At 70.3% G+C, this 23,512-nt stretch carries 20 protein-coding genes and 1 tRNA gene; 4 read left to right on the forward strand and 17 right to left on the reverse strand.

Translation table 11 applies throughout. The features are described 5' to 3' along the window. Window positions 1-83 precede the first annotated feature (83 nt). The 8 genes from cysD to Apa02nite_RS36515 form a co-directional block, all read right to left on the reverse strand. Window positions 84-995, reverse strand: a complete 912-nt coding sequence (cysD, locus tag Apa02nite_RS36480) for a sulfate adenylyltransferase subunit CysD (RefSeq protein WP_203829121.1) — start codon at window positions 993-995, stop codon at window positions 84-86. Window positions 996-1,075: 80 nt separating this feature from the next. Beyond that, window positions 1,076-1,966, reverse strand: coding sequence for a 3'(2'),5'-bisphosphate nucleotidase CysQ (locus Apa02nite_RS36485; RefSeq protein ID WP_203829122.1), 891 nt, complete (start codon window positions 1,964-1,966; stop codon window positions 1,076-1,078). Between the two features lie 60 nt (window positions 1,967-2,026). Continuing rightward, window positions 2,027-3,826 (reverse strand): sugar transferase, encoded by a 1,800-nt coding sequence (locus tag Apa02nite_RS36490; RefSeq protein WP_203829123.1) that lies wholly within the window; start codon window positions 3,824-3,826, stop codon window positions 2,027-2,029. 135 nt (window positions 3,827-3,961) lie between these two features. Further along, on the reverse strand, window positions 3,962-4,564 hold the full coding sequence (pth, locus tag Apa02nite_RS36495) for an aminoacyl-tRNA hydrolase (RefSeq protein WP_203829124.1): 603 nt from the start codon (window positions 4,562-4,564) through the stop codon (window positions 3,962-3,964). A gap of 94 nt (window positions 4,565-4,658) precedes the next feature. Continuing rightward, on the reverse strand, window positions 4,659-5,279 hold the full coding sequence (locus tag Apa02nite_RS36500) for a 50S ribosomal protein L25/general stress protein Ctc (RefSeq protein WP_203829125.1): 621 nt from the start codon (window positions 5,277-5,279) through the stop codon (window positions 4,659-4,661). 386 nt (window positions 5,280-5,665) lie between these two features. Next, window positions 5,666-6,646 carry a ribose-phosphate diphosphokinase gene (locus Apa02nite_RS36505; RefSeq protein WP_203829126.1) on the reverse strand — a complete coding sequence of 327 codons (981 nt, stop codon included), beginning with the start codon at window positions 6,644-6,646 and terminating at the stop codon, window positions 5,666-5,668. A gap of 114 nt (window positions 6,647-6,760) precedes the next feature. Next, window positions 6,761-8,203, reverse strand: a complete 1,443-nt coding sequence (glmU, locus tag Apa02nite_RS36510; protein ID WP_067697662.1) for a bifunctional UDP-N-acetylglucosamine diphosphorylase/glucosamine-1-phosphate N-acetyltransferase GlmU — start codon at window positions 8,201-8,203, stop codon at window positions 6,761-6,763. A 76-nt stretch (window positions 8,204-8,279) separates the two neighbouring features. Next, a tRNA-Gln gene (locus Apa02nite_RS36515) sits at window positions 8,280-8,350 on the reverse strand. Window positions 8,351-8,524: 174 nt separating this feature from the next. Here Apa02nite_RS36515 and Apa02nite_RS36520 point away from each other — a divergent pair. Further along, on the forward strand, window positions 8,525-9,127 hold the full coding sequence (locus Apa02nite_RS36520) for a TetR/AcrR family transcriptional regulator (RefSeq protein WP_203829179.1): 603 nt from the start codon (window positions 8,525-8,527) through the stop codon (window positions 9,125-9,127). Between the two features lie 58 nt (window positions 9,128-9,185). Here the strand turns inward: Apa02nite_RS36520 and Apa02nite_RS36525 are convergent, their stop codons facing one another. The 6 genes from Apa02nite_RS36525 to Apa02nite_RS36550 form a co-directional block, all read right to left on the reverse strand. Continuing rightward, entirely contained in the window at window positions 9,186-9,647 is a 462-nt protein-coding gene (locus tag Apa02nite_RS36525) for a DUF4383 domain-containing protein (RefSeq protein WP_203829127.1), read from the reverse strand. 79 nt (window positions 9,648-9,726) lie between these two features. Continuing rightward, window positions 9,727-11,529 (reverse strand): ABC-F family ATP-binding cassette domain-containing protein, encoded by a 1,803-nt coding sequence (locus Apa02nite_RS36530; RefSeq protein WP_203829128.1) that lies wholly within the window; start codon window positions 11,527-11,529, stop codon window positions 9,727-9,729. 7 nt (window positions 11,530-11,536) lie between these two features. Beyond that, the gene (locus Apa02nite_RS36535) at window positions 11,537-12,484 is read right to left on the reverse strand and encodes a 4-(cytidine 5'-diphospho)-2-C-methyl-D-erythritol kinase (protein WP_203829129.1); all 948 of its coding nucleotides are present in this window, start codon (window positions 12,482-12,484) and stop codon (window positions 11,537-11,539) included. Further along, window positions 12,481-13,056 (reverse strand): Uma2 family endonuclease, encoded by a 576-nt coding sequence (locus Apa02nite_RS36540; protein ID WP_203829130.1) that lies wholly within the window; start codon window positions 13,054-13,056, stop codon window positions 12,481-12,483. Before Apa02nite_RS36540 ends, Apa02nite_RS36535 begins: the two co-directional genes overlap by 4 nt. Then, window positions 13,053-13,940 carry a 16S rRNA (adenine(1518)-N(6)/adenine(1519)-N(6))-dimethyltransferase RsmA gene (gene rsmA, locus Apa02nite_RS36545; RefSeq protein WP_203829131.1) on the reverse strand — a complete coding sequence of 296 codons (888 nt, stop codon included), beginning with the start codon at window positions 13,938-13,940 and terminating at the stop codon, window positions 13,053-13,055. Before rsmA ends, Apa02nite_RS36540 begins: the two co-directional genes overlap by 4 nt. A 77-nt stretch (window positions 13,941-14,017) precedes the next feature. Further along, a complete protein-coding gene (locus Apa02nite_RS36550; protein WP_203829132.1) occupies window positions 14,018-14,935 on the reverse strand; it encodes a TatD family hydrolase in 918 nt (305 codons plus the stop codon). A gap of 69 nt (window positions 14,936-15,004) precedes the next feature. Between Apa02nite_RS36550 and Apa02nite_RS36555 the strand changes: the two genes are divergently transcribed. Further along, window positions 15,005-16,039: a hypothetical protein gene (locus Apa02nite_RS36555; protein WP_203829133.1), complete on the forward strand. Its 1,035-nt coding sequence runs from the start codon at window positions 15,005-15,007 to the stop codon at window positions 16,037-16,039. A gap of 58 nt (window positions 16,040-16,097) precedes the next feature. On the opposite strand, the gene Apa02nite_RS36560 is transcribed toward Apa02nite_RS36555, so the two are convergent. Next, entirely contained in the window at window positions 16,098-17,387 is a 1,290-nt protein-coding gene (locus Apa02nite_RS36560) for a hypothetical protein (RefSeq protein ID WP_203829134.1), read from the reverse strand. Window positions 17,388-17,665: 278 nt separating this feature from the next. Then, the gene (gene metG / locus Apa02nite_RS36565) at window positions 17,666-19,468 is read right to left on the reverse strand and encodes a methionine--tRNA ligase (RefSeq protein ID WP_067697526.1); all 1,803 of its coding nucleotides are present in this window, start codon (window positions 19,466-19,468) and stop codon (window positions 17,666-17,668) included. A 120-nt stretch (window positions 19,469-19,588) separates the two neighbouring features. On the opposite strand from metG, the gene Apa02nite_RS36570 reads away from it, so the two are divergent. Beyond that, complete coding sequence (locus tag Apa02nite_RS36570) at window positions 19,589-20,641, forward strand: hypothetical protein (RefSeq protein WP_203829135.1); 1,053 nt, start codon at window positions 19,589-19,591, stop codon at window positions 20,639-20,641. Here the strand turns inward: Apa02nite_RS36570 and rsmI are convergent. Then, entirely contained in the window at window positions 20,635-21,489 is an 855-nt protein-coding gene (gene rsmI / locus Apa02nite_RS36575; RefSeq protein WP_203829136.1) for a 16S rRNA (cytidine(1402)-2'-O)-methyltransferase, read from the reverse strand. The two genes, Apa02nite_RS36570 and rsmI, sit on opposite strands and share 7 nt — an antisense overlap. Before the next feature lie 60 nt (window positions 21,490-21,549). On the opposite strand from rsmI, the gene Apa02nite_RS36580 reads away from it, so the two are divergent. Then, window positions 21,550-23,130: a dolichyl-phosphate-mannose--protein mannosyltransferase gene (locus Apa02nite_RS36580; protein ID WP_203829137.1), complete on the forward strand. Its 1,581-nt coding sequence runs from the start codon at window positions 21,550-21,552 to the stop codon at window positions 23,128-23,130. The last annotated feature ends 382 nt before the right edge of the window (window positions 23,131-23,512 follow it).

The following is a 23,512-nucleotide window of genomic DNA, read 5'->3' on the forward strand; positions in this document are numbered from 1 at the left end:
ATCGACACTGCCCGCCGTCGCGAACCGCAACAGGTCCATGTTCCGCGCGACAGCGGCGTCCGGCTCCAGAATCGCCTGGCTCATCAGAAGTAACCCTCTCGCTTACGGTCTTCCATCGCGGCCTCGCTGACCCGGTCGTCGCCGCGGGTCGCGCCCCGCTCGGTGATCCGGGTGGCAGCCACCTCGTCGATCACCTTGTCGACCGTGTCGGCCTCGGAGAGCACCGCGGCGGTCTGCGACGCGTCGCCGACGGTGCGGTACCGCACCCGGCGCACCTGCGAGGTCTCGCCGTCGCGCAGCTTGATGAACTCGTTGACCGCGTAGTACATCCCGTCGCGCTCGACCACCTCGCGGTCGTGCGCGTAGTAGATGCTCGGCAGCGGCACCTGCTCCTTGGCGATGTAGTGCCAGATGTCCAGCTCGGTCCAGTTGGAGAGCGGGAACACCCGGATCGACTCGCCCGGGTGGTGCCGGCCGTTGTAGAGCCCCCAGAGCTCGGGGCGCTGGTTCTTCGGGTCCCACTGGCCGAACTCGTCGCGGAAGCTGAACATCCGCTCCTTGGCCCGGGCCTTCTCCTCGTCGCGGCGGGCGCCGCCGAAGAGCGCGTCGAAGCGGTACTTCTCCACCGCGGCGAGCAGCACCGGGGTCTGGATCCGGTTGCGGGTGCCGTCCGGCAGCTCGCGCACCAGGCCGGTGTCGATCGCCTCCTGCACACTGGCGACCACCAGGTTCAGCCCCAGCGTGGCGACCCGGTGATCCCGGTACGCCAGCACCTCGGCGAAGTTGTGCCCGGTGTCCACGTGCATCACCGGGAACGGCACCTTGCCGGGCGCGAACGCCTTCTCCGCGAGGCGGAGCATGACGATCGAGTCCTTGCCGCCGGAGAAGAGCAGCACGGGGCGCTCGAACTCGGCCATTACCTCCCGCATGACGAAGATGCTCTCCGCTTCGAGTGCATCCAGATGCGAGACGCGATAGTCCTTCGTCTGGCTCATGGGATCAGTCCCCAGACCTTTCAGGTGTCGGCGGCCGAGCTGAGCTCATCCTGCGATTTTCCACGGTCGTTGCCGAGGGGTCATTCTGTCGGAAGATGCCTGCTGATCGCAGCAAGCAACCGAGGAGCGAGATCTTTGCGACAGACGACCAGGTCAGGCAGCTTCGGATCGGCCCGGTTGTAGCTCAGCGGGGACCCGTCGATCCGGGACGCGTGCAGACCGGTGGCCAACGCCACAGCGACCGGGGCGGCCGAGTCCCATTCGTACTGGCCGCCGGCGTGCACGTAGGCGTCCGCCTCGCCGTTGATCACCGCGGCGATCTTCACGCCGGCCGAGCCCATCGGCACCAGCTCGGCGCCCAGGTCCTCGGCGAGCGCGGTGACGAACGCGGGCGGGCGGGTCCGGCTGGCGGCGATCCGGATCGCCCCGCCGGTCGCCGACTCCAGCGGCAGCGGCGGATAGGCCGGCGGGTGGTCGGTGGCCAGCGTGGAGTGCTGGGCCGGCATCGCCACCGCGCCCGCGGACAGGCAGGCCTGGTTCGTCGAATCGGCGGTCCAGAGCGCCACGTGCACCGCCCAGTCGGGGCGGCCCTCCTCGGAGAACTCCCGGGTGCCGTCCAGCGGGTCGACGATCCAGACCCGGGACGCGCTCAACCGGTCCGGCCGGACCACCTCCGACTCGCCCTCGTTCCAGGCCACCCGGGCGTGCTCGTCCTCCTCGGACAGCACCGCGTCGGCCGGCCGCCAGCGGGCCAGCTCGGCGCGGATCAGGTCGTGCGCGGCCTTGTCGCCGGCCACCTTGAGGGCCTTGCCGTCGGCGTGGCCCATCGCGGCCCGGACCCGGAGCAGCTCCTGCCCGGCCCGGTCGGCGAGCCAGCGGGCGAACGCGGCGTCGATCACCGGTGGTGCGCCACCGTCAGCGCTGTCCCGCTGCACGGCCACGCGCGCGGACGCCTTCGTCTGCTCGCCCATCGTCTCGCTCCTGTCGTCGAACCGCCCCGCTCGCCGCCGGTGAGCGGACTGAGGGCTCTATTAATACGCTCCCGACGAGCGCACCACTGCAGTCATGGTCCTCAGCAGGATGACGAGATCCAAACTGAGCGACCAGTTCTCGACATAGCGCAAGTCCAACCGAACCGCTTCTTCCCACGACAAGTCAGACCTTCCGGAGACCTGCCACAGACCGGTCATCCCGGGCTTGACGGCCAGCCGGCGGCGGACGTCATCCGCGTACGCGGCGACCTCCGTCGGCAGCGGCGGACGCGGCCCGACCAGGGACATCCGCCCGGAGAGCACGTTCAGCAACTGCGGGAGCTCGTCCAGCGAGAACCGGCGCAACCACTGACCGACCGGGGTGACCCGCGGGTCATCGCGGATCTTGAAGAGCACACCGTCGTGCTCGTTCAGATGCCTCAACTCGGTCAACCGGGCCTCGGCGTCGACATACATGCTGCGGAATTTGAAGATCCGGAACATCTGCCCGTCGCGTCCCACCCGCACCTGGCGAAAGAGTACCGGGCCGCGGGACGTCAGCCGCACGCAGAGCGCCACCCCCAGCAGCACCGGGGCGAACAGCAGCAGCAGCACCAGCGCGCCGACCCGATCGACGAGGTCCTTCACCAGTCGCGAGCCGCCGTGCAGCCGCGGGTGCTCGACGTGCAGCATCGGCAGCCCGTCGAACGGCCGGATCGTGGTCCGCGCCCCGGCGACGTCGATCAGCGTGCTGGCGACCACCAGGTCCACCTCGTCGCGCTCCAGCCGCCAGGCGAGCCGTCGCACCATCGCGCCGTCCAGTTCGGGACAGCTCAGCACCACCACGGTGTCCGCGTCGGCCTGCTCCACCGCCGAGGCCACGTCCTCGAACGTGCCGTAGACCGGCAGGTCCAGCGGGCCGCCGCGCACACCCACACCGTCCGCGTCCGGCGGCAGACAGGCACCGACCACCTCGAGGCCGTGATAGCGCTCCCGGCGCAGCTGACGGGTGATCCCGATGACCGACAACTCGTGTCCGACCACGATCACCCGGCGCAGCGCCTCGCCCCGGGCCCGGGCCAGGTGCAGCCGCTTGCGCAGCGCGAACCGCAGCACCAGCACCCCGACGACCGCGGACGGCAGCGCGGCCAGGACATAGGACCGGGCCAGGTCGAGATCGAGGGCGTACGACAGCAGCGCCACCCCGGCGATCAGCCCCACCCCGCCCCGGATCACCCGCTGGTACTCGTCGCTCCCGACGAACAGGTAGCGCCGCTCGTACGCCCGGGACACCGCCAGCACCGCCAGCAGCACCACCGGCAGCAGCGCGGACAGCAGCATGTACGCCCGGTTGTAGAGGGTCACCTCGTCGCCGAAGCGCAGCCCGAACCCGGCCGCGCCGGCACCGGTCCCGGCCGCGAGATCCGCGAGCACCAGGGTCCGTACGTACCGGGTCTCCCACCGCTGCCGCCGCGACATCGCCGCGTGCCGGCCCCGGGCCCGGACGAACGGCCGGGTCGCCGGGCGTGCCGCCGCGGACCGGTTCGGCGCCGGCGACCAGTGCCGCTCACCGGCGTTGTTGCGGGCCGGATCGGCCACGCCGCGCACCGCGTGCGGCGGCCCGTTCTCCGCCCGCCGCGCCTCGGCACCGGCCGGCGCCGGGCTCACCGGCACGACCGGCACCGGGATCCGGTTGTTCCGGCCCGAGGCGGTACGCAGCGGCGGGCGCTGCGGACCGTGGTTGGCCGGTGGATGATTGGCCGGCACGAAACCCTGCGGCGGCTCCACCGGGGTCACCGGCAGGCTCACCGTGGGTTCGGTAGACGCGTCCGCCCGGTTCTCGGACACGTCTTGCGACATTCCACGACCCCCGTCACGTCGGCGGCGCATCGAAAGCGTGCGCCTGTGGTGACCAACGGACGGACGGCTGCGGCGTCACGGTATGGCTAGGCGGACAAATCGACCCAACCGGTCATGCCATTCCGACCCGGACCATCAACTTCCGTGGTATTTGTTCTGCGCCCACTCGACACCCTCGAGCACGATCGCCTCCACCACGTCGGCGGCCCGGTCCACCAGAAAGTCCAGCTCCTTGCGCTCGGCCGAGGAGAAGTCGGAGAGCACGTAGTCAGCCGGATCCTGTCGTCCCGGGGGCCGGCCGACGCCGAAGCGCACCCGCGCGTAGTCCTTGCTCGCCAGCGACTTCGACATCGAGCGCAGCCCGTTGTGGCCGCCCTCACCGCCGCCGCTCTTCGCCCGGACCTGGCCGAACGGCACATCCAGCTCATCATGCACCGCAATCACATGCGCCACGGGCACTTTGAAGAACTGCGCCAGCGACACCACCGGCGCCCCGGACAGGTTCATGAACGTCAGCGGCTTGACCAGCACCAGCTTCGGCCCTCCACTGTGCTGACCTGCCCCGACGAGACGGCCCTCGCCGGCCTCGGCCTGGACGCGCTTGGCCCGGCCCAGCTTCGTCCCGATCCGGGACGCCAGCAGGTCGGCCACCATGAAGCCCACGTTGTGCCGGTTGCCGGCGTACTCCCGGCCCGGATTGCCCAGACCCACCACCAGCCACGGCGACTCGTCGCTCACCCTCAAGCCCCTCCGGATACACAACAGGGAAAGTGCCGGTCGGCACTTTCCCTGATGATCGATTTACCGCGTTACCGCGACGCAAGCGCCGAGATTACTCCGCAGCGGCAGCAGAAGCCTCGGCGGACTCGCCCGCAGCGGCCTCGTCCTCAGCGGCGGTGGTGGTGCTCTGCGCGGCGTTGATGTACGCCAGCACGTGGTCGGCCTCGACCGCGAGCTCGACACCCTCCGGGAGCTTCAGGTCGCCGGCGGTCACCGTGGAACCGGCTTCCTTGCCCTCGAGCGACGCCTCGATCTCGGACGGCAGGTTCAGCGCGTCGGCGATCACGGCGACCGTGGTGAACTCGTGCGTGATCAGGGTGTTCTTCGCAGCCTCGCCGGTCAGCGACACCGGGACGTCGACCTGGATCTTCTCGCCCTTCTTGACGATCAGAAGGTCGATGTGCTCGTAGGTGTCCTTGATCGGGTCACGCTGGATCGCCTTCGGCAGCGCCAGGGTGGCGGCCGCGTTGCCGACGATGTCGATGGTGAAAATCTGGTTCAGGCCGCCCTTACGGATGGCGGCGGCGAACTCGCGGGCCGGCAGCGCGATGTGCTGCGGCGCCTCGCCGTGCCCGTACAGCACGGCGGGCACGAGACCGGCCCGGCGCGTGCGGCGGGCACCACCCTTGCCGAACTCGGTGCGGGGCTCTGCGCTGATCTTTACCTCGGACACGGGGAAACTCCTGAAACTCTGGGATCGGGCTGCGTCTAAGCTGCGGCTGCGGTATTCCGGCAGTGCTTCGGTAGTGCTCGCCGACGACGCCTAAGCCGTCGCCGGCGCTGCCGGGCAAGGGGGCGCGCTGGGCACAGGCCCGGAGCACCGCGTCGATCACGGAGCCTCGAGCGGACTGCGAACCTCAGCAGACCGCGGGGCACCCTCGCCGTGGCAACCCCTCTACCCTACCTGCTGTCGGCCGGCGGACATCAGCGGGTCCCGCCGGAACACGGCGTCCGCGGAAAAATCCACCCGGGAGAAGACCACGGGCGGGCACATCGGAAACACGCGAGAGCGCCCGCCACCGGCCACAGCCGACGGCGGACGCCCTCACCCCTCGTGATTTAGCTCAAGCCACCGAACAGGGTGGTCACCGATCCGTCGTCGAACACCTCACGGATCGCGCGCGCCAGCAGCGGCGCGATGGACAACACAGTGATCTTGTCGAGCTGCTTCTCCGGCGCCAGCGGCAACGTGTTCGTCACCACCAGCTCCGAGATCCGGCTGTTCTTCAGCCGCTCGGTCGCCGGGTCGGACAGCAGCGCGTGCGTCGACGCCACGATCACGTCCGCGGCGCCCTCGTCGAACAGGATGTCCGCGGCCTTCGCGATCGTCCCGCCGGTGTCGATCATGTCGTCCACGATCAGGCAGACCCGGCCCTCGACGTCGCCGACCACCCGGTTCGCCACCACCTGGTTCGGCTTCATCGGGTCACGCGTCTTGTGGATGAACGCCAGCGGGCACCCGCCCAGCCGGTCCGTCCACCGCTCGGCCACCCGCACCCGGCCGGAGTCCGGCGCGACCACGGTCATCGGCCGGCCGGCGAACTTGCGCTCGACGTACTCGGCCAGGATGTCCATCGCGAACAGGTGGTCCACCGGACCGTCGAAGAAGCCCTGGATCTGCGCGGTGTGCAGGTCGACCGTGAGGATCCGGTTCGCGCCCGCCGTCTTCAGCAGGTCCGCCACCAGCCGGGCCGAGATCGGCTCCCGGCCGCGGTGCTTCTTGTCCTGACGCGAGTACGGGTAGAACGGCAGCACCACGGTGATCCGCTTGGCCGACCCCCGCTTCAGCGCGTCCACCATGATCAGCGTTTCCATGACCCAGCGGTTCACCCCTTCGGTGATCGACTGGACCACGAACGCGTCGGAGCCCCGGACCGATTCTTTGAACCGGACGAAGATCTCACCGTTGGCGAACTCGTACGAGTCCGACGGGGTCGGTGCCACGCCGAGCACCTGACCGATCTCGTCAGCCAACTCGGGGAACCCCCGGCCGGTGAAGAGCATCAAACTCTTACGGTTCTCCGCGACGATGCTGCCCATCGGCTCGCTGCTCCCGTTGAATTAGGGGGTGTTGGGTTCGAGTGAAGTATCCCTGCCGGACACGTAACCGCCATGTTTCCGGGGCACTACGTGGGATGCCTCACCCCCGCTGGATCAGTCCTGCTCAGGGGTGATAATCCGGGCCCGGTCGGCGGCCTCGGCGGACACCGTCCCCGGTCGCTTCAACGCCACCCAGCCCTCGACGTTGCGCTGTTGCGCCCGCGTCACCCCGAGATTGCCCGCAGGAACATCCTTCACCACCGCGGAGCCCGCCGCCACGTAAGCGCCCGGCCCGATCTCGACCGGCGCGATCAGCACCGAGTCCGACCCGACGAAGGCCGCCTCGCCGACCACGGTCCGGCTCTTCTTCACGCCGTCGTAGTTCGCGAAGATCGTGCCGGCGCCGATGTTCGCCTTCGCGCCGATCTGCGCGTCACCCACGTACGACAGGTGCGGCACCTTCGCACCCTCGCCCAGCTCGGCGTTCTTGGTCTCGACGAACCCGCCGACCTTCGCCTTGCGGGCCAGCGTCGTCCCCGGGCGCAGGTAGGAGAACGGGCCCACCGTCGCGTCCGGGCCGATCACCGCACCGATCGCATGGGTACGCAGGACCGTCGCGCCCTCGGCCACCGACGTGTCGACGAGCGTGGAATCCGGCCCGATCACGGCGCCGGTGGCCACCGACGAGGTGCCGGAGATCTGACAGTTCTGATCCACCACCGCGTCCGGCTCCAGCGTCGCGGTCACGTCGATCCACGTGGTCGCCGGGTCGAGCAGCAGCACGCCGGCGCGCATCCAGCCGTCGTTCACCCGATCGCGCATCAGCACCCGCAGCCGGGACAGCTCGGCGCGGTCGTTGCAGCCCAGCGTCTCGTACGCGAACTCGGCGATCTCGATCGCCACCGGCTGGCCCTGACCGGCCAGGATCGCGAAGACGTCGGTCAGATATTCCTCGCCCTGCGCGTTGTCGGTGGACAGCTTGCCCAGCGCCTCGCGCAGCAGCGCCGCGTCGAACGCGTAGATCCCCGAGTTGATCTCCCGGATCGCCAGCTGCTCGGCCGACGCGTCCTTCGCCTCGACGATCCGCTCCAGGTTGCCCCCGGCGTCCCGGACGATCCGGCCCAGCCCGCCCGGCTCGGCCACCTCGGCGCTCAGCACGGTGGCCGCCGCGCCGGCCCGCTCGTGCGTGGCCAGCAGCGCCTCGACCGTCTCCGGGCGCAGCAGCGGCACGTCACCGCTGAGCACCACCACGGTCCCGGTCAGCTCGGGCGCGGCGTCCAGGGCGATCCGCACCGCGTGGCCGGTGCCGTTCTGCTCGGCCTGCAGCACCGGCGTCGCGTCCGGCGCGACCTCGGACAGGAACGCGCCGACCTGGTCGGCCTTGTGCCCGACCACGACCAGGGTGCGGTCGGTCTTGATCGCCGCGGAGACGGCCAGCACGTGGCCGAGCAGGGTGCGGCCCAGCAGGGGCTGCAGAACCTTGGGCGTCGCGGACTTCATCCGCTTGCCCTCACCGGCGGCGAGGACGACGACGGTACGACTGGGGGCCTGGCTCACGCGGAACTCCAAGTTCGCAGTAGGCAATTGTCGGCAGACGATGCAGCCGAGCACGGCCCGGCCGCAGTGTGAAAAGCTCCCGGAGGAGGACTCGAACCCCCATAAACGGCACCAAAAGCCGTGGTCCTGCCATTAGACGATCCGGGACTGATTCCGGCATTTCCCTCGGGCCATGCCTACCGTGTCACATGATAGCGGGCGGCCGTCGATCTTCACTCGGGGCTGCGCGGGCGGGTCTCCTGGCAGGATGGCCCGGTGACCGAGGCGACAGATCCACCGCGTCCCCGCCGGGCCCGCCCCGAGCCCGCACCCCGGGTCCGGATGTCCGGCGCCCAGCGCCGCGAGCAGCTGATCACGACCGGCCGGCAGCTCTTCGCCGAGCGCGGTTACGACGGCACCAGCGTCGAGGAGGTCGCGTCCCGGGCGAAGGTGTCGAAGCCGGTGGTCTACGAGCACTTCGGCGGCAAGGAGGGCCTGTACGCGGTGGTCGTCGACCGCGAGGTGCGCGCCCTGCTGGACCGGATCACCGCGGCGCTGACCGCCGGCCACCCGCGGGAGCTGCTCGAGCAGGCCGCGCTGGCGCTGCTCGACTACATCGAGGAGGAGCCGCACGGCTTCCGGGTGCTGGTCCTGCAGGCGCCGGTGCTGGCGCCGGCCGGCACGTTCTCCAGCGTGATGAACGACGTGGCGCACCAGGTGGAGCACATCCTGGGCGCCGAGTTCACCAGCCGTGGCCTGGACCCGAAGTTCGCCGAGCTGTACTCGCAGGCGCTGGTCGGGATGGTGGCGCTGGTCGGGCAGTGGTGGCGGGAGGCGCGGAAGCCGAAGAAGGAGATGGTCGCCGCGCACCTGGTGAACCTGGCCTGGAACGGCCTGTCCCACCTGGAGGCCAAGCCCGGCCTGATCACCCGTAAGACGCGATGACCGCCGCGCCTCGGGGGTGAGGGCGGCGGTCGTCGGTGCGAACGATCGGGTGCGGCGATCAGGCAGCGCGGCCCTCACGGACCTGCCGCGGCGCGCCGGCCTTGCCGGGCGCGGCGACCTTGCTGTAGAGCGAGACCGCGACCAGCAGCGTGCCGACCAGGTAGATGACGATCACGGTGGAGATGCTGTGGCCGAAGAAGTTGGCGTCGGTGCGGATGGTGGCGAGCGAGTAGCTGCCGACCACCAGCAGGCCCCAGCCCACGAACTTGTCCACCTCGACGTCGACGTTGCGGCCGACGGCCGTGCCGAGCAGCACCAGACCACCGGCGGCCAGCGAGACGATCGCACCGAGCAGGTTCGTGCTCTGGCCGAGGACCCGGTCGACCGGGTGACCGGTGATGCCCTCGCTCGCCGTGCCGATCAGGCCGAGGATGCCGTAGACCACCAGGTAGGCCCCGGAAGCGAAGCCCACCAGGCGGTAGATCGGCCGAAGCGGGTGATTGACCGGAATATGCGCCATGCTGTCCGTCTCCAAGGTCAGGTGTTGTCTTTCCGATTCTCGCGTATCCGCGACAAGCGGCGCAGGTACACCCCCCAGTTCAGTTTCCGGGCACCTGCTCGGCCAGTTCGAGCCAGGCCAGCTCGATCTGCTCCTGCTCCTGCTTGACCGCCTTGAGCTGGGATTCCAGCTCGACCAGCTTGTCGTAGTCGCTGCCGTGCTGGGCCAGCTGCTCGTTGATCTTGGCGGCCTTCTCGGTGAGCTTGGTCATCTGCCGCTCGAGACGGGACAGGTCCTTGCGGGCCTGCCGCAACTCGGCCTGGGAGAGACCCGGCCCGGTCGCGGCCGACCCGCCGCCGGACACGTAACCGGCGTCGCCGCCCATGATCGGGGTCTGCACCCGGGCCAGATATTCGTCGATGCCGCCCGGCAGGTGCACCAGCTTGCCGTCGCCGAACATCCCGTACGCCACGTCGGTGACCCGCTCGACCAGATAGCGGTCGTGACTGGCCACCACCATGGTGCCCGGCCACGAGTCGAGCAGGTCCTCCAGCGAGGCCAGGGTGTCGGTGTCCAGGTCGTTCGTCGGTTCGTCGAGCAGCAGCACGTTCGGCTCGGTGGCCAGCAGGCGCAGCATCTGCAGCCGGCGGCGCTCACCACCGGACAGGTCGCTGACCGGCGTCCAGATCCGCTTGTCGGTGAAGCCGAACACCTCGGCGAGCTGACCGGCGGAGAGCTCCCGGTCGCCGAGCTGGACCCGCCGGGCGACCTCCTCGACCGCTTCCAGCAGGCGCAGGTGCCCGGGCAGCTCCTTGAGCTCCTGGGACAGGAACGCGGGCTTCACGGTGGAGCCGGTGATCAGCCGCCCGCCGTCCGGCTTGGTGACACCGGCCAGCAACCGCAGCAGGGTGGTCTTGCCGGCGCCGTTGGCGCCCAGGATCGCGATCCGGTCACCCGGGCCGACCTGCCAGGTCAGGTCCCGGAAGATCGGCTTGGGGCCGGCGTTCAGGGTGACCTGCTCGAGGTCGTAGACCTGCTTGCCGAGCCGGGTGGTGGCCAGCCGCTGCAGGCTGACCGTGTCACGGGCCGGCGGCACGTCGGCGATCAGCTCGTTGGCCGCGTCGATCCGGAACTTGGGCTTGGACGTCCGGGCCGGCGGGCCCCGGCGCAGCCAGGCGATCTCCTTGCGGAGCAGGTTCTGCCGGCGGGCCTCGACGGTCGCGGCGACCCGCTGCCGCTCGGCGCGGGCCAGGATCCAGGCGGCGTACCCGCCCTCGTACATGTGCACCTGCTCGTCCACGACCTCCCAGGTCGCGGTGCAGACCTCGTCCAGGAACCAGCGGTCGTGGGTGACCACGACCAGCGCGCCCCGGCGGGTCAGCAGGTGCTTGGCGAGCCAGTCGACACCGGCCACGTCCAGATGGTTGGTGGGCTCGTCGAGGACCAGCAGGTCGCTCTCCCGGACCAGCAGCGCGGCGAGCGCGACCCGGCGGCGTTCGCCACCGGACATCGGCCCGACCGGGGTGTCCAGGCCGAGATAGCCCATGCCGAGGCCGTCGAGGATCAGGCGGACACCGGAGTCACCGGCCCACTCGTGCTCGGCGCCCATGCCCTGCGGCAGCCAGGCGGTGCCGAGCACGACATCGCGCACGGTCGCCTCGGCGGCCAGGTTGAGTGTCTGCGGAAGGGTGGCGACCCGGAGGTCTCGGCGGTGCGTCACACGACCCGAGTCCGGCTCCTCGGATTTGGCGAGCATCCGCAGGAGGGTGGACTTGCCGGCCCCGTTCAGACCGACGATGCCCAAGCGGGCGTCGTCGTCCAAACCGAGCGAGACATCGGTGAGCAGCTGACCGGCGGCGCCGTAACCCTTGTTGACCCGGTCCAGGTTGATGATATTGGCCACGATGGCTCTAGATTACCCGCGCGCCGGGCTGCGGGCCGCGCGCGGTGACCACCGTCCGGCAGACCCCGGCCGCGGTCAGCCCCTCGGCGACCTCCTGCGCGTGCGCCGCGTCGGCCGCCAGGAAGACACAGGTCGGGCCGGAACCGGAGACCAGACCGGTGATGGCGCCCGCCTCGGTGCCGGCCTTGAGCACGTCGGCGAGCTGCGGGCGCAGCGACAGCGCGGCCGGCTGCAGGTCGTTGCCGAGGGCCGCGCCGAGCACCTCCGGGTTGCGCTGGCGCAGCGCGGACATCAGAGAGTCCGCGTTCTCCAGCGCGGGAGGCGGCCAGGAGCCGGCCCGCAGGGTGTCCAGCTCGCGGTAGACCGCCGGGGTGGAGAGCCCGCCGTCGGCGATCGCCACCACCCAGTGCCAGATGGTCGGCCGGGCCAGGATCGGGCTGACCGCCTCGCCGTGCCCGGTGCCCAGCGCGGTGCCGCCGTGCAGCAGGAACGGCACGTCCGAGCCGAGCTGCGCGCCGACCTCGGCCAGCTCGTCACGGGACATCCCGAGACCCCAGAGCAGATCGCAGGCGATCAGCGTCGCCGCGGCGTCCGCGCTGCCTCCGGCCAGGCCGCCGGCCAACGGGATCACTTTTTTCAGATGCAACCTGGCGTACGCCGGGACACGCGCCCGGGCGGCCAGCGCGCGGGCGGCCCGCATGATCAGGTTGGTCTCGTCGAGCAGCAGCTCGCCGGTGCCCTCGCCCTCCATGGTCAGCGTGAGGGTGTCGCCGTGCCGGGCGGTGATCTCGTCGAACAGGCTGATCGCGTGGTAGACGGTGTTCAGCTCGTGATAGCCGTCCATCCGCAGCGGGCCGACGCCGAGGTGCAGGTTGATCTTCGCGGGCACCCGGACCTTGACCGGGCCGATGTGCGGACGCGGCTCGTCGTCGTCCGGTCCCCAGGCCTCGGTCACGGAGCGAGTTCCCGAATCGGCAACCGGATCTCGAACGGCTTCTCCAGCACCAGTTCGTCATTCGCGTCCGCGACCAGCTCGTAGCGACCATCGACGAGGTCATAGGCGAAGACGTGCACGGGATTCAACTCGATGCGCCAGAAATGCTGAATTCCGGCGGCGGCGTAGACGCCTGGTTTCTCCAGTCGATCACGCCGCTTGGTCCCGGGCGAAACGATCTCGACGGCGACGACGACCTGATCAGGCGAGAAGTAGTGACGATCGGGGTCGACCGGACCGTGCAGGATCAGCACATCCGGTTCGAGGGTGCTGGTGTAGTCGACCGCCACCCCCACCGCCATCTGCGGCTCGAAGCCTTTCGGCACGTGTCGCTCCAACCAGCTCGCCAGTCTCCAGTTGAGCTTCTGGTGACGGGCGGAGGGCGAAGGAACCACTATCAAGACTCCATCCGACAGCTCCACGCGAGGCGCCTCATCAGGCAGGGCGAGGACGTCTTCGATCGTGTATCCAGCTTTTCGCTGCTTGACAAGGTCAGGAGCCCACACGACTTCACCGATCGGTTCAGCGGTCATGAGTCCACCTCCTCGGGCTGTGCGCCGGACGGGCTGAGCTTACCGCCGTACCCTGACGTTTTCGCCGCCGCGGCGATCGCGACGAACTCCTCCACGGTCAGCATCTCGCCGCGGACCTGCGGGCTGATCCCGGCCGCGACCAGCACGTCCTCGGCCTTGCCCGGCCCGCCGGCCCACCCGGCGAGCGCGGCCCGCAGGGTCTTGCGGCGCTGCGCGAACGCCGCGTCGATCACCCGGAACACGTCGGCCCGCTCCGCGCCGGTCGGCGGCTCGCGGCGGGTGAACGCGACAAGCCCGGAGTCCACGTTGGGCACCGGCCAGAACACCGCGGGCGGCACCTTCCCGGCCGACTTGGCCTGGGCGTACCAGGCCAGCTTGACCGACGGCACGCCGTACACCTTGGAACCCGGACCGGCGACCAGCCGGTCGGCGACCTCCTTCTGCACCATCACCAGGCCGCTGCGCAGCGTCGGCAGCTCGGCGAGCAGGTGCAGGACCACCGGGACGGCCACGTTGTAGGGCAGGTTCGCGACCAGCGCGGTCGGCGCCGGGTCGAACCGGTCGCCGGTGACCCGGAGCGCGTCGGCCGCGTGCACGGTGAGGTGCGCGGCGGTGACGGTCGCCGGCAGCGCGGCGGCCAGGACCGGGTCGATCTCGACGGCGTGCACGTGCCGGACCGCGGCGGCCAGGCCCAGGGTCAGCGAGCCGAGCCCGGGCCCGACCTCCAGCGCGACGTCGTCCGGGCGCAGGGCCGCGGCGGCCACGATCCGCCGGATGGTGTTCGGGTCGTGCAGGAAGTTCTGGCCGAGCTTCTTGGTCGGCGCGACGCCCAGGCGTGCGGCGAGTTCCCGGATCTCCGCCGGGCCGAGGAGTCCGTCAGCCATAGGAGCAGCCTAGGAGGCCGGTCACCGGCCGGACCCGGCGGGCACACCCGGCCCCGTGCGGCGCTCGCCGGCGGGGCTCACCTCCAGGGACCGAAGACCCGCTCCCCGGTGGCCGAGATGGTCGCGCACAGCTCGTCCACGTCGATGTCGCGGGCCGCCGCCAGGGCCCGCACGGTGATCGGGATCAGGTAGGACGCGTTGGGCCGGCCGCGGTGCGGGGCCGGGGTCAGGTACGGCGCGTCGGTCTCCACCATCATCAGCTCGGGCGGGGTGATCGCGGCCGCCGCGCGCAGGTTCGCCGCGCTGCCGAAGGTGATCGTCCCGGCGAAGCTGAGGTGGTAGCCCCGGCGCACGCACTCGGCGGCGAACTCGGCGTCGCCGGAGAAGCAGTGCAGCACCACGGTGTCCGGCGCGCCCTCGTCGTCGAGGATCCGCAGCACGTCGGCGTGCGCCTCCCGGTCGTGGATGATCAGCGCTTTGCCGTGCCGCTTGGCGATCGCGATGTGCGCCCGGAAACTCGTCTCCTGCGCGGACCGGCCGTCGTCACCCGTACGAAAAGTGTCCATCCCGGTCTCGCCGACGCCCCGGACCCGCGGCTGGGCCGCGAGCGCCTCGATCTCGCGCAACGCCTCGTCGAGATCGGCGAGCCGGGGCGCCTCGTTGGGATGCAGGGCCACCGCGGCCAGCACCGCGTCGTTCCGGCCGGCCAGCTCGGCGCCCCACCGCGACGAGTCCACATCGACACCGACCTGGACCAGCCGGTCGACACCGTTCTTGGCGGCCGCGGCGATCAGCGCCTCGACCGGGTCACCGGTGGCGCCGCCGGGGACACCGGCCTCCTGCACGGTCAGATCGAGGTGGGTGTGGCTGTCGAAGACCGGCACGGCCAGCGGTTCCGGCGCGGGCGGGAACTCGCCGGCCCGGCGGGCGGCCTTCGCCCGGCGCTTCTCGGACGGCGTCGGCGACGTGGGGGGTGTCGATGGCATGTGAGACATTCTGCACGGCACCTGTACCGGTAACCGCATGTTCATCCGATATCCACCATCGTCACTTAAGTTCCGGCCGTGACCGTGACCGGTGAGGACAGCCAGTTGGGCGCCGACCCGCTCGACCCGCCCCTGATGGCACCGTTGCGCCGCGACCTGACCTGGCAGCACGTGCAGTCGATGAGTCAGTCCGCGGTGTATCGCGACGATGCGACGATGCGCCGGATCCGGGAGACCGCGATCGTCCGGCGCGGCACCCGGATGACCAAGATCTTGTCGCCGGCCCAGGTCGCCGGGCATCTCGGCGGCTGGCTTCCGTACGGCTTCTGCTACCGGGCCTGCGACATCGCCCACCTGACCGATCCGGAGCAGCTCAACCTGCTGCGCACCGACGGCGCGGTGGACGGCCGGGTGGCGTACGGGCTGCGCTGGCGGGCCACCGACCCGATGGACTTCGAGCTGCCCGCCGATCCCGGTCAGCCGGGACTGGCCGCGCTGCCGGCACACTCCCGGATCGGCGCGATGGTGCTGGGCACCGGGTTCACGCCGAGCACCGACGAGCTGATCCCGGAGTACATCACCGCCGGGTTCGCCGACCTGCCGCTGCCGGGCAACGCCCAGCTGATCGCGTACGCCCCGGGCGGTGACGAGGTGGTGCTCTACACGTACCAGCCGGAGCAGCACGGGTGGCTGCGGCTGGCCGGTCCCCGCTGGCGCGGCCTGCTGGACGAGCTGCCCGGGGTGAGCCCGGACCGGGAGTACGTGCCGTGCACCGCGGCCGGCACCGCCCGCCTGGTCGGCACGATCGACGGCAAGGAGTACGAGGCGGTCGCCGACCCGCCCAACGAGTTCCGGGTCCGGGCGCTGACCCGCGCCGCCCGTTACTCGGTGCAGACCCTGAGCCGCCGGGCCGAGCAGGCGCTGTGGCGCGGGGTGCCGTGCTGGGTGCTGCAGCGGGACGAGACCTGGGCCCGGCTGCGGCTGCTGCGCCCGGACGTGGACGCGCTCAGCGCGACCGGGGCCCGCTGCTACGAGCGCGGGGTGTACGAGGCGTGGGCGCCGGTGGACGAGCTGGCCGACCACCACATCTCGGATCTCGCGTACCAGCTCTGAGACACACGAAAGCGGGGCCGGATCGCTCCGGCCCCGCTTCTCGTTGTCCTACGGAAGATCAGCTACGGGTGATCTTCGCTTCGATGTACTTCCAGCCGCTCCGCTTGGTGGACCAGTCCTCGGCCCTCGCGGCCGGCCAGAAGAGGCCCTTCTTCAGGCCCGCAGGGACCTTGAACTTCCACTTGCCGTTCGCGGCGACGGGGGCCTGCCACGAGTAGCAGACGTCGTTGAAGGTGTCGTTGTTGACCTTCTGCCACTTCTTGTTGATGTTGAGGCAGTAGTCCTGGCCGTTGCTGTAGTTCTCCAGGGAGACCCACACGACCCGGACGCCGGAGCCCTTGTCCGAGGCGGTGCCGGTGACGTACTTCCACGCCGACAGCTTGGTGGAGTTCTTCGGCTTGGTGACCGTGACCTTCGGCCCCCAGGCGTCATTCTTCACGGAGACACCGGCGCCGGAGAACCAGGCGCTGTAGCCGTTCGCGTTCCGGTACTTGACCTTGGCGGGGCGCTTACCGGTGATGACCCGGCCGGTCACGCAGTCCTTCCAGAGGAACATCTTGATGACCTTGGCCTTGCCGGTCCACTTGAACTCGTAGCCGGGGCAGTTGTCACCGTTCTCAACCAGCACGTACTGGGTGCCGGCCGGGACGGCCTTGACCGTGACGTAGTAGCGCTGACCGCTCCACACGCTGGTCTTGCTGTTCACCAGCTTGGTCGCGGCGTTCGACACCTTGACGGTCTTCTTGATGTCGCTGAACTTGCCGGCCTTGTCGGTGAGCCGCTCGACAAGCGTGAAGGTGCCGGGCTTGTTGTAGTTGTGCTGAACGACGGTCTGCGAGGCCGTGAGCGTGAGCAGGCCAGTGCCGTCGCCCCAGTTGACAGTCCGCTTGATCTGCGCGTCGGGGGTGACGTTGTCACTGAAGTCCGCGGAGGTCTGGGTGAACTTGACGAACTGACCGGTCCAGATCGAGGTTGCCGACAGCTTGTAGGCACCCTTCGGCGGGATCGTGTCCGGCGCCGGGGTGCTCACGCTCGGGCTGACGCTCGGGCTCGTGGCCGGGGTGCTCGGCTCGACGGAGGTGCTGTCGCTCGGCGCGGGCTCGACGGAGGTGCTGTCGCTCGGCGCCGGCTCGGAGGAGGCGCTGTCACTCGGCGCCGGCTCGGAGGTGACGCTGTCGCTCGGCGACGGCTCGGCGGAAGCGGTCGGCTCGCCGCTTTCCTCGACGGCGATCGCGGCACGCACGGGAGAGCTACCGGCGAAGGCCGGCGAGGCGGCGACGGCGCCACCGGCAGCCAGCGCACCGCCGACGATGGCCGCGAGCAGCGGCCGGGCCAGACGTGGTTTCAAGGGAATTCCAGTCCTTCGAGGGGTAAGAAAACCACATGAAGGGCAATGTTGGACGATGCGGACTACGTCAGGACGTACCCGTATCGACAGAACGCCAACGTTCCCCCGTGGCAGCGATCAATGTAGCCGGTCGACACGACCGCGATCAATGCCGTTTTGATCAGCCCGCAGTGCGGTAGGGCACAACTGTCAGGAAACCGGGGAATGGACACCCGGGCGTCAGCTCCCGGTCACGAAAAAGGCCCGGCAGAGCCGGGCCTTCTCGGTGGAACGCGGGGTCAGGAGTCGCCGCCCAGGCGGGCCAGCTCCTCCTCGACCACTGTCGGCTCGAGCTTGCGGAAGACCGGCTTCGGCGCGTTCAGCACCGTGCCGGCCACCAGCGGCACCGACTCCCAGCGGGCGCCGACCGTGTAGTCGCCCATCAGCACCGGGTAACCCGGGCCGCCGTCCAGGTCGTCGACCTCGACGATCTCCGGCATCGGCGCGTGCGTGCCGACACCGCCGAGCAGCTCGTGCACCTTCTGCGCCGAGTGCGGAAGGAACGGCGTGAGCAGCGTGTTCGCGTCGCTGACCACCTGCAGGGCGACGTGCAGGACGGTGCCCTGCCGCTGTTTCTGCGACTCGTCCTTGAGCTTCCACGGCGCCTGGTCGGAGAGGTACTTGTTGGCCTCGGCGACCACCCGCATCGCCTCGCCGATCGCGGCCTTCTGCCGGTGCTTGCCAATCAGCTCGCCGACCGTGGTGAAACCGGTCCGGGCGACCTCGAGCAGCGCGAGGTCCTCCGGGGTCAGGTCGACAGCCGGCGGGATCACGCCGAAGTTCTTCGCCGCCATCGAGATCGACCGGTTGACCAGGTTGCCCCAGCCGGCCACCAGCTCGTCGTTGTTGCGCCGGACGAACTCGGCCCAGGTGAAGTCGGTGTCGTTGGACTCCGGGCCGGCCGCGGCGATGAAATACCGCAGCGCGTCGGCGTCGTAGCGCTCCAGGAAGTCGCGCACGTAGATGACCACGCGCCGGGACGAGGAGAACTTCTTGCCCTCCATCGTCAGGTACTCGCTGGAGACCACCTCGGTGGGCAGGTTCAGCTTGCCCAGCGGGCCGGGCTGGCCGCCCTTGTCGCCCTCGCCGGAATAGCCGAGCAGCAGCGCCGGCCAGATCACCGAGTGGAAGACGATGTTGTCCTTGCCCATGAAGTAGTAGGCGGACGCGTCCTTGCCCTGCGCGTCGGCCGACCACCACTGGCGCCACGCCTCCGGGTCGCCGGTGCGCCGGGCCCACTCGATCGACGCCGAGAGGTAGCCGATCACCGCGTCGAACCAGACGTAGATGCGCTTGTCGGCGCGGTCCCGCCAGCCGTCCAGCGGGATCGGCACGCCCCACTCCAGGTCACGGGTGATCGCCCGGGGCTGCAGGTCGTCGAGCAGGTTGCGGGAGAACTTCAGGACGTTGGGCCGCCAGTTCTCCCGCTGGTCGAGCCAGCCGCCGATCGCCTCGGCGAAGGCCGGCAGGTCCAGGAAGAAGTGCTCGGTCTCGACGAAGTTCGGCGTCTCGCCGTTGATCCGCGAGCGCGGGTTGACCAGCTGCTCCGGGTCGAGCTGGTTGCCGCAGTTGTCGCACTGGTCGCCGCGGGCGCCGTCGTACCCGCAGATCGGGCAGGTGCCCTCGATGTAGCGGTCCGGCAGGGTACGGCCGGTGGACGGGGAGATCGCGCCGAGCGTGGTGCGGGCCACGATGTACCCGTTGGCGTGCAGGGCCTCGAACAGGTCCTGCACCACGGCGTAGTGGTTGCGGGTGGTGGTCCGGGTGAACAGGTCGTAGGAGAGCCCGAGACCGTGCAGGTCCTCCACGATCACCCGGTTGTACCGGTCGGCCAGCTCGCGCGGGGTGACCCCGTCGGCGTCCGCCTGGACCTGGATGGGTGTGCCGTGCTCGTCGGTGCCGGACACCATGAGCACGTCGTGGCCGGCCATCCGCATGTACCGGCTGAAGACGTCGGACGGCACCCCGAAGCCGGAAACATGACCGATGTGGCGCGGGCCGTTGGCGTAGGGCCAGGCGACCGCGGCGAGAACGTGACTCATGACGACTAAGCGTAGTGACCCGCCCCGGAGCTTGGCGAACGGATAGGCGGCCGACCGATTTGTCCCGACACGCCCGGACATTGGCGGGCCGGTCACCGAGCCGCGTAGTTCACTGGACGGGTGACCGGGAACGCGCCGCAACCAGGGGAAACGCCGACGGACAACCCGTGGGGCAAGACGGAGCCGGACGCCACGTGGTGGCACGGCCCGGCCGACCGGGACCCCACCTCGCAGGACTGGGCGGACCGGGCGGGCGACGCGGCCCGGGCGGCCGGCGCGCAGGACGTCACGCAACGGCTCACGCCGCCGGCGGACCCCGCGGGCGAGCGCCTCGCCACGGCCGGCGAGCTGATGATCATCGAGCCGGGCCGGCTCGGCGACGAGGCGACCGCGTCGACGGCGGCGGCCGTGCCGGGGACCATGACCACGGCGGCCGTGCCGGAGGCCGCGACCACGGCGGCCGCGCCGGAGGGGAAGGCCGGCGATCGGCCCACCGTCGTCCTGGACCCGCGGCGCCCGCCGCGCGCGCCGCTGCCGCCGCTGCCGGCCGGCGCGACCCCGGTCACCGAGGCCCGGCTGGAGCGGATGGAGAACTCGCCGTTCTGGTCGACCGACGAGGCCCGGATCGCGGCCGAGGCCCGCAACGACCCGCGTCCCGGGCGGCGCCGCCGGCCACCGGCCGCCAACCCGGTCGCCGCGATGGTCTCGCTGGTCGGGCTGAGCCTGGTGGCGGCGTTCTTCGCCTGGGTCAGCGCGGAGCCGTTCTGGCTGGCCACCGGGCACGGCGACCCGGGGTACGCGATCACCACCCAGTGTGACGGCGCCGGGCTCACCCAGCACTGCACCGGCCGGTTCGCCACCGCCGACGGCAGCTTCACGGCCGGCCGGGTGACCCTGCTCGGCATCTCCGGCGGCGCCCGGGAGCCGGGTGCGGTCACCGGCGCCCGGATGGTCCGCGCGGGCAGCGACCAGGCCTACACCGCGCCGCCCGGGCTGCTCATGCACCTGCGCTGGGCGCTCGGCTTCCTGCTCGTGCTGATCTGCGGGTACGGGATCGCCGGCGCCACCGGTGCCCGGCGGCTGGAGTCGCCGAGGTCCCGGCGGTACGCCCTGCTGGCCAGCGTCGGCGGCCCGATCCTGCTGCTGGCCGGCTTCCTGGCGGCTGCTTACTGAGCGTGCACCAGCGTGTAGACATCCCGCTTCTTCAGGCCGTACATGTCAGCGATGGCCTGGATCGCGTCGCGCCGTGAGTCGCCGGCGGTCTCGCGCCGGGCGACCTCGGCGCGCAGCTCGTCGTCGTCCGGACGCTCGCCCGGACCGGCCGGCGCGCCGCCCACCACCACGGTGATCTCGCCGCGCGGCTCCCCGGCGGCGGCCCAGGCCGCCAGTTCGCTCAGGGTGCCGCGGCGGATCTCCTCGTACGTCTTGGTCAGCTCCCGGCAGACCGCGGCCGGCCGGTCCTCGCCGAACGTCGCGGCCAGGTCCGCCAGCGCGCCGGTGATCCGGTGCGGCGCCTCGAAGAAGACCAGGGTGCGCGGCTCGGCGGCCAGCTCGCGCAGCCGGGACCGGCGGTTCGAGCCGGTCCGCGGCAGGAAACCCTCGAACACGAACCGGTCGCTGGGCAGCCCGGACAGGGCCAGCGCGGTGGTCACCGCGCTCGGGCCGGGCGCCGCGGTCACCGGGTACCCGGCGTCGAGCGCGGCCCGGACCAGGCGGTACCCGGGGTCGGAGACGCTCGGCATGCCGCCGTCGGTGACCACCGCGACCACCGCACCGCCGGCCAGCGCCTCCACCAGCTCCGGGGTGCGCTTCTCGTCGTTGCCCTCGAAGTACGACACGACCCGCCCGCGCACCGTCACCCCGAGGTCCTTGGCCAGCCGGGACAGCCGCCGGGTGTCCTCGGCCGCGATCACGTCCGCGGTTGCGAGCACCTCCCGCAGCCGGGCCGAGGCGTCACCGACGTTGCCCAGCGGCGCGCCTGCCAGAACGACCCGCCCGGTACCTGCTTCTTCTCGAGACACCCGAAAAGTCCACCACACGCCCGGGCATCACTTCAAAGCCAGGCAGCCTACGATCGCGGGGTGACAACGGCGACAGCTGAGACAGACCCGACCATCGCGGAGTCCCCCGCCGAGGCGGAGTCGTCCCGTGGCGTACGCGACGTGCCCGAACTCGTCCGGCGACGCCTGTCGACGCTGGACACCCGGCTCGATCCGTACTCGTGGCTGGTGACCGCGGTGATCGTGGCGGCCGCCGCGATCCTGCGCCTGGCCGGGGTGGACAAGCCGAAGGGCTTCATCTTCGACGAGGTGTATTACCCGACCGACGCCTGGGACATGCTCCAGCACGGCGTCGAGTGGGACGAGAAGACCAACGGCCCGGCGTACGTGGTGCATCCGCCGCTGGGCAAGTGGCTGATCGCCATCGGCGAGAAGATCTTCGGCAACACCGAGCTGGGCTGGCGTTTCCCGGCCGCGATCGCCGGCACCCTGATGATCCTGATCCTGATCCGGGTCGCCTACCGGATGTTCCACTCGATCATCCTGGCCGGGATGGCCGGTCTGCTGATGACTCTGGACGGCTTCCAGCTGGTGCTGTCGCGCACCTCGCTGCTGGACATCTTCCTCGGCCTGTTCATCCTGCTGACCTTCGCGTGCATGGTGCTCGACCGGGACCACTACCGGCGGCGCTGGCAGCGGGCCGTGGCGGAGGGCTTCGACTCCACGACCACCCACAAGATCCCGCGGATCGTGCCGTGGTGGCTGCTGGCCAGCGGCGTGATGTTCGGCCTGGCCTGCGGGGTGAAGTGGAGCGCGCTGTTCTTCGCGCCGTTCTTCGCCGGCCTGGTGGTGGCCTGGCGCTGGCAGGCCCGCCGGTCGGCCCGGGTCCGCGGCCCGTTCGTGGCCGGCATCCTCGGCGACTTCGGCTATCTCGTGCTCAGCTTCGTCCTGAGCATCGTCTTCTACCTGGCCACCTGGGCCGGCTGGTTCCTCACCGACACCGGCTACTTCCGGCACTACCGGGAGGCGAACGGGCTGAGCGAGCCGCCGATCCTGGGCGCGCTGCTGAACCTGATGCACTACCACTCCGAGGCGTACAACTTCCACAGCGGACTGACCGAGAAGCACACGTACCAGTCCTGGCCGTGGCAGTGGCTGATGCTCGGGCGGCCGGTGGCGTTCTACTGGAACGGCAACGGCAACTGCGGGGCGTCCAGCTGCGCGGCCGAGATCCTGCTGCTGGGCACACCGATCCTGTGGTGGTCGTTCCTGCCGGCGCTCGTCGCGCTGGTCTGGTTCGGCATCGCGCGGCGGGACTGGCGGGCGTACGCGATCTTCTCCGGTGCGATGGCCGGCCTGCTGCCGTGGTTCTACTTCGCGGTCAAGGACGGGCGCACGATGTTCTCGTTCTACGTGCTGCCGGCGCTGCCGTTCCTGATCCTGGCGGTGGTCTACGTGCTCGGGGCGATCATGACGCCACCGGGCGGGCTGGCCCGCGGGGCGGCCCGCAGCGACCGGCAATTGATCGGCACGGTGGTCGCCGGGACGTACGTGGTGCTGGTGGCGCTCTGTTTCGCCTATTTCTTCCCGGTCTTCGTGGGCACGACCATGCCGTACGACGACTGGTCGGTACGAATGTGGCTGGGCAGTCGCTGGATCTGAGGTGGCGTGAGATGACCGAAGCCCGGCGAATTCGCCGGGCTTCGTCTTTTTCGCAGATCACGAGGTCGCTGCCGGGACTGCACAGCGCGGGAAATAGGGCGCGCCCCGATCGACTGCCACGGGGGAAGCGGTCGATAGGGGCGCGCAAGATGCAGCTTAACGAGCATGGATGAGCCGCACAACGGGTCATCGCCACCGAATACCGTGCCGATCCCAACATCCCGGCTATTCGGACATTCAACCTATATAGTCTTTATTACGCATAACATCTCATGAATACGATTCAACTTCAGCGTCAGGAATGCGACAGCAAATCAATGTCGAATCTGGCGTAACGTATTTCGATCACGCACCGCACCGCAGCTCAGCGGAGCGCGCTCTC

This window comes from Actinoplanes palleronii, assembly GCF_016862315.1.
Lineage (GTDB): Bacteria > Actinomycetota > Actinomycetes > Mycobacteriales > Micromonosporaceae > Actinoplanes > Actinoplanes palleronii.

What these genes read in the sequence shown, in the direction of transcription:
- cysD (WP_203829121.1), bottom strand. Translation starts at nt 995, where the DNA reads ATGAGCCAGACGAAGGACTATCGCGTCTCGCATCTGGATGCACTCGAA.
- Apa02nite_RS36485 (WP_203829122.1), bottom strand. Translation starts at nt 1,966, where the DNA reads ATGGGCGAGCAGACGAAGGCGTCCGCGCGCGTGGCCGTGCAGCGGGAC.
- Apa02nite_RS36490 (WP_203829123.1), bottom strand. Translation starts at nt 3,826, where the DNA reads ATGTCGCAAGACGTGTCCGAGAACCGGGCGGACGCGTCTACCGAACCC.
- Apa02nite_RS36505 (WP_203829126.1), bottom strand. Translation starts at nt 6,646, where the DNA reads ATGGGCAGCATCGTCGCGGAGAACCGTAAGAGTTTGATGCTCTTCACC.
- Apa02nite_RS36520 (WP_203829179.1), top strand. Translation starts at nt 8,525, where the DNA reads ATGTCCGGCGCCCAGCGCCGCGAGCAGCTGATCACGACCGGCCGGCAG.
- Apa02nite_RS36525 (WP_203829127.1), bottom strand. Translation starts at nt 9,647, where the DNA reads ATGGCGCATATTCCGGTCAATCACCCGCTTCGGCCGATCTACCGCCTG.
- Apa02nite_RS36540 (WP_203829130.1), bottom strand. Translation starts at nt 13,056, where the DNA reads ATGACCGCTGAACCGATCGGTGAAGTCGTGTGGGCTCCTGACCTTGTC.
- rsmA (WP_203829131.1), bottom strand. Translation starts at nt 13,940, where the DNA reads ATGGCTGACGGACTCCTCGGCCCGGCGGAGATCCGGGAACTCGCCGCA.
- Apa02nite_RS36550 (WP_203829132.1), bottom strand. Translation starts at nt 14,935, where the DNA reads ATGTCTCACATGCCATCGACACCCCCCACGTCGCCGACGCCGTCCGAG.
- metG (WP_067697526.1), bottom strand. Translation starts at nt 19,468, where the DNA reads ATGAGTCACGTTCTCGCCGCGGTCGCCTGGCCCTACGCCAACGGCCCG.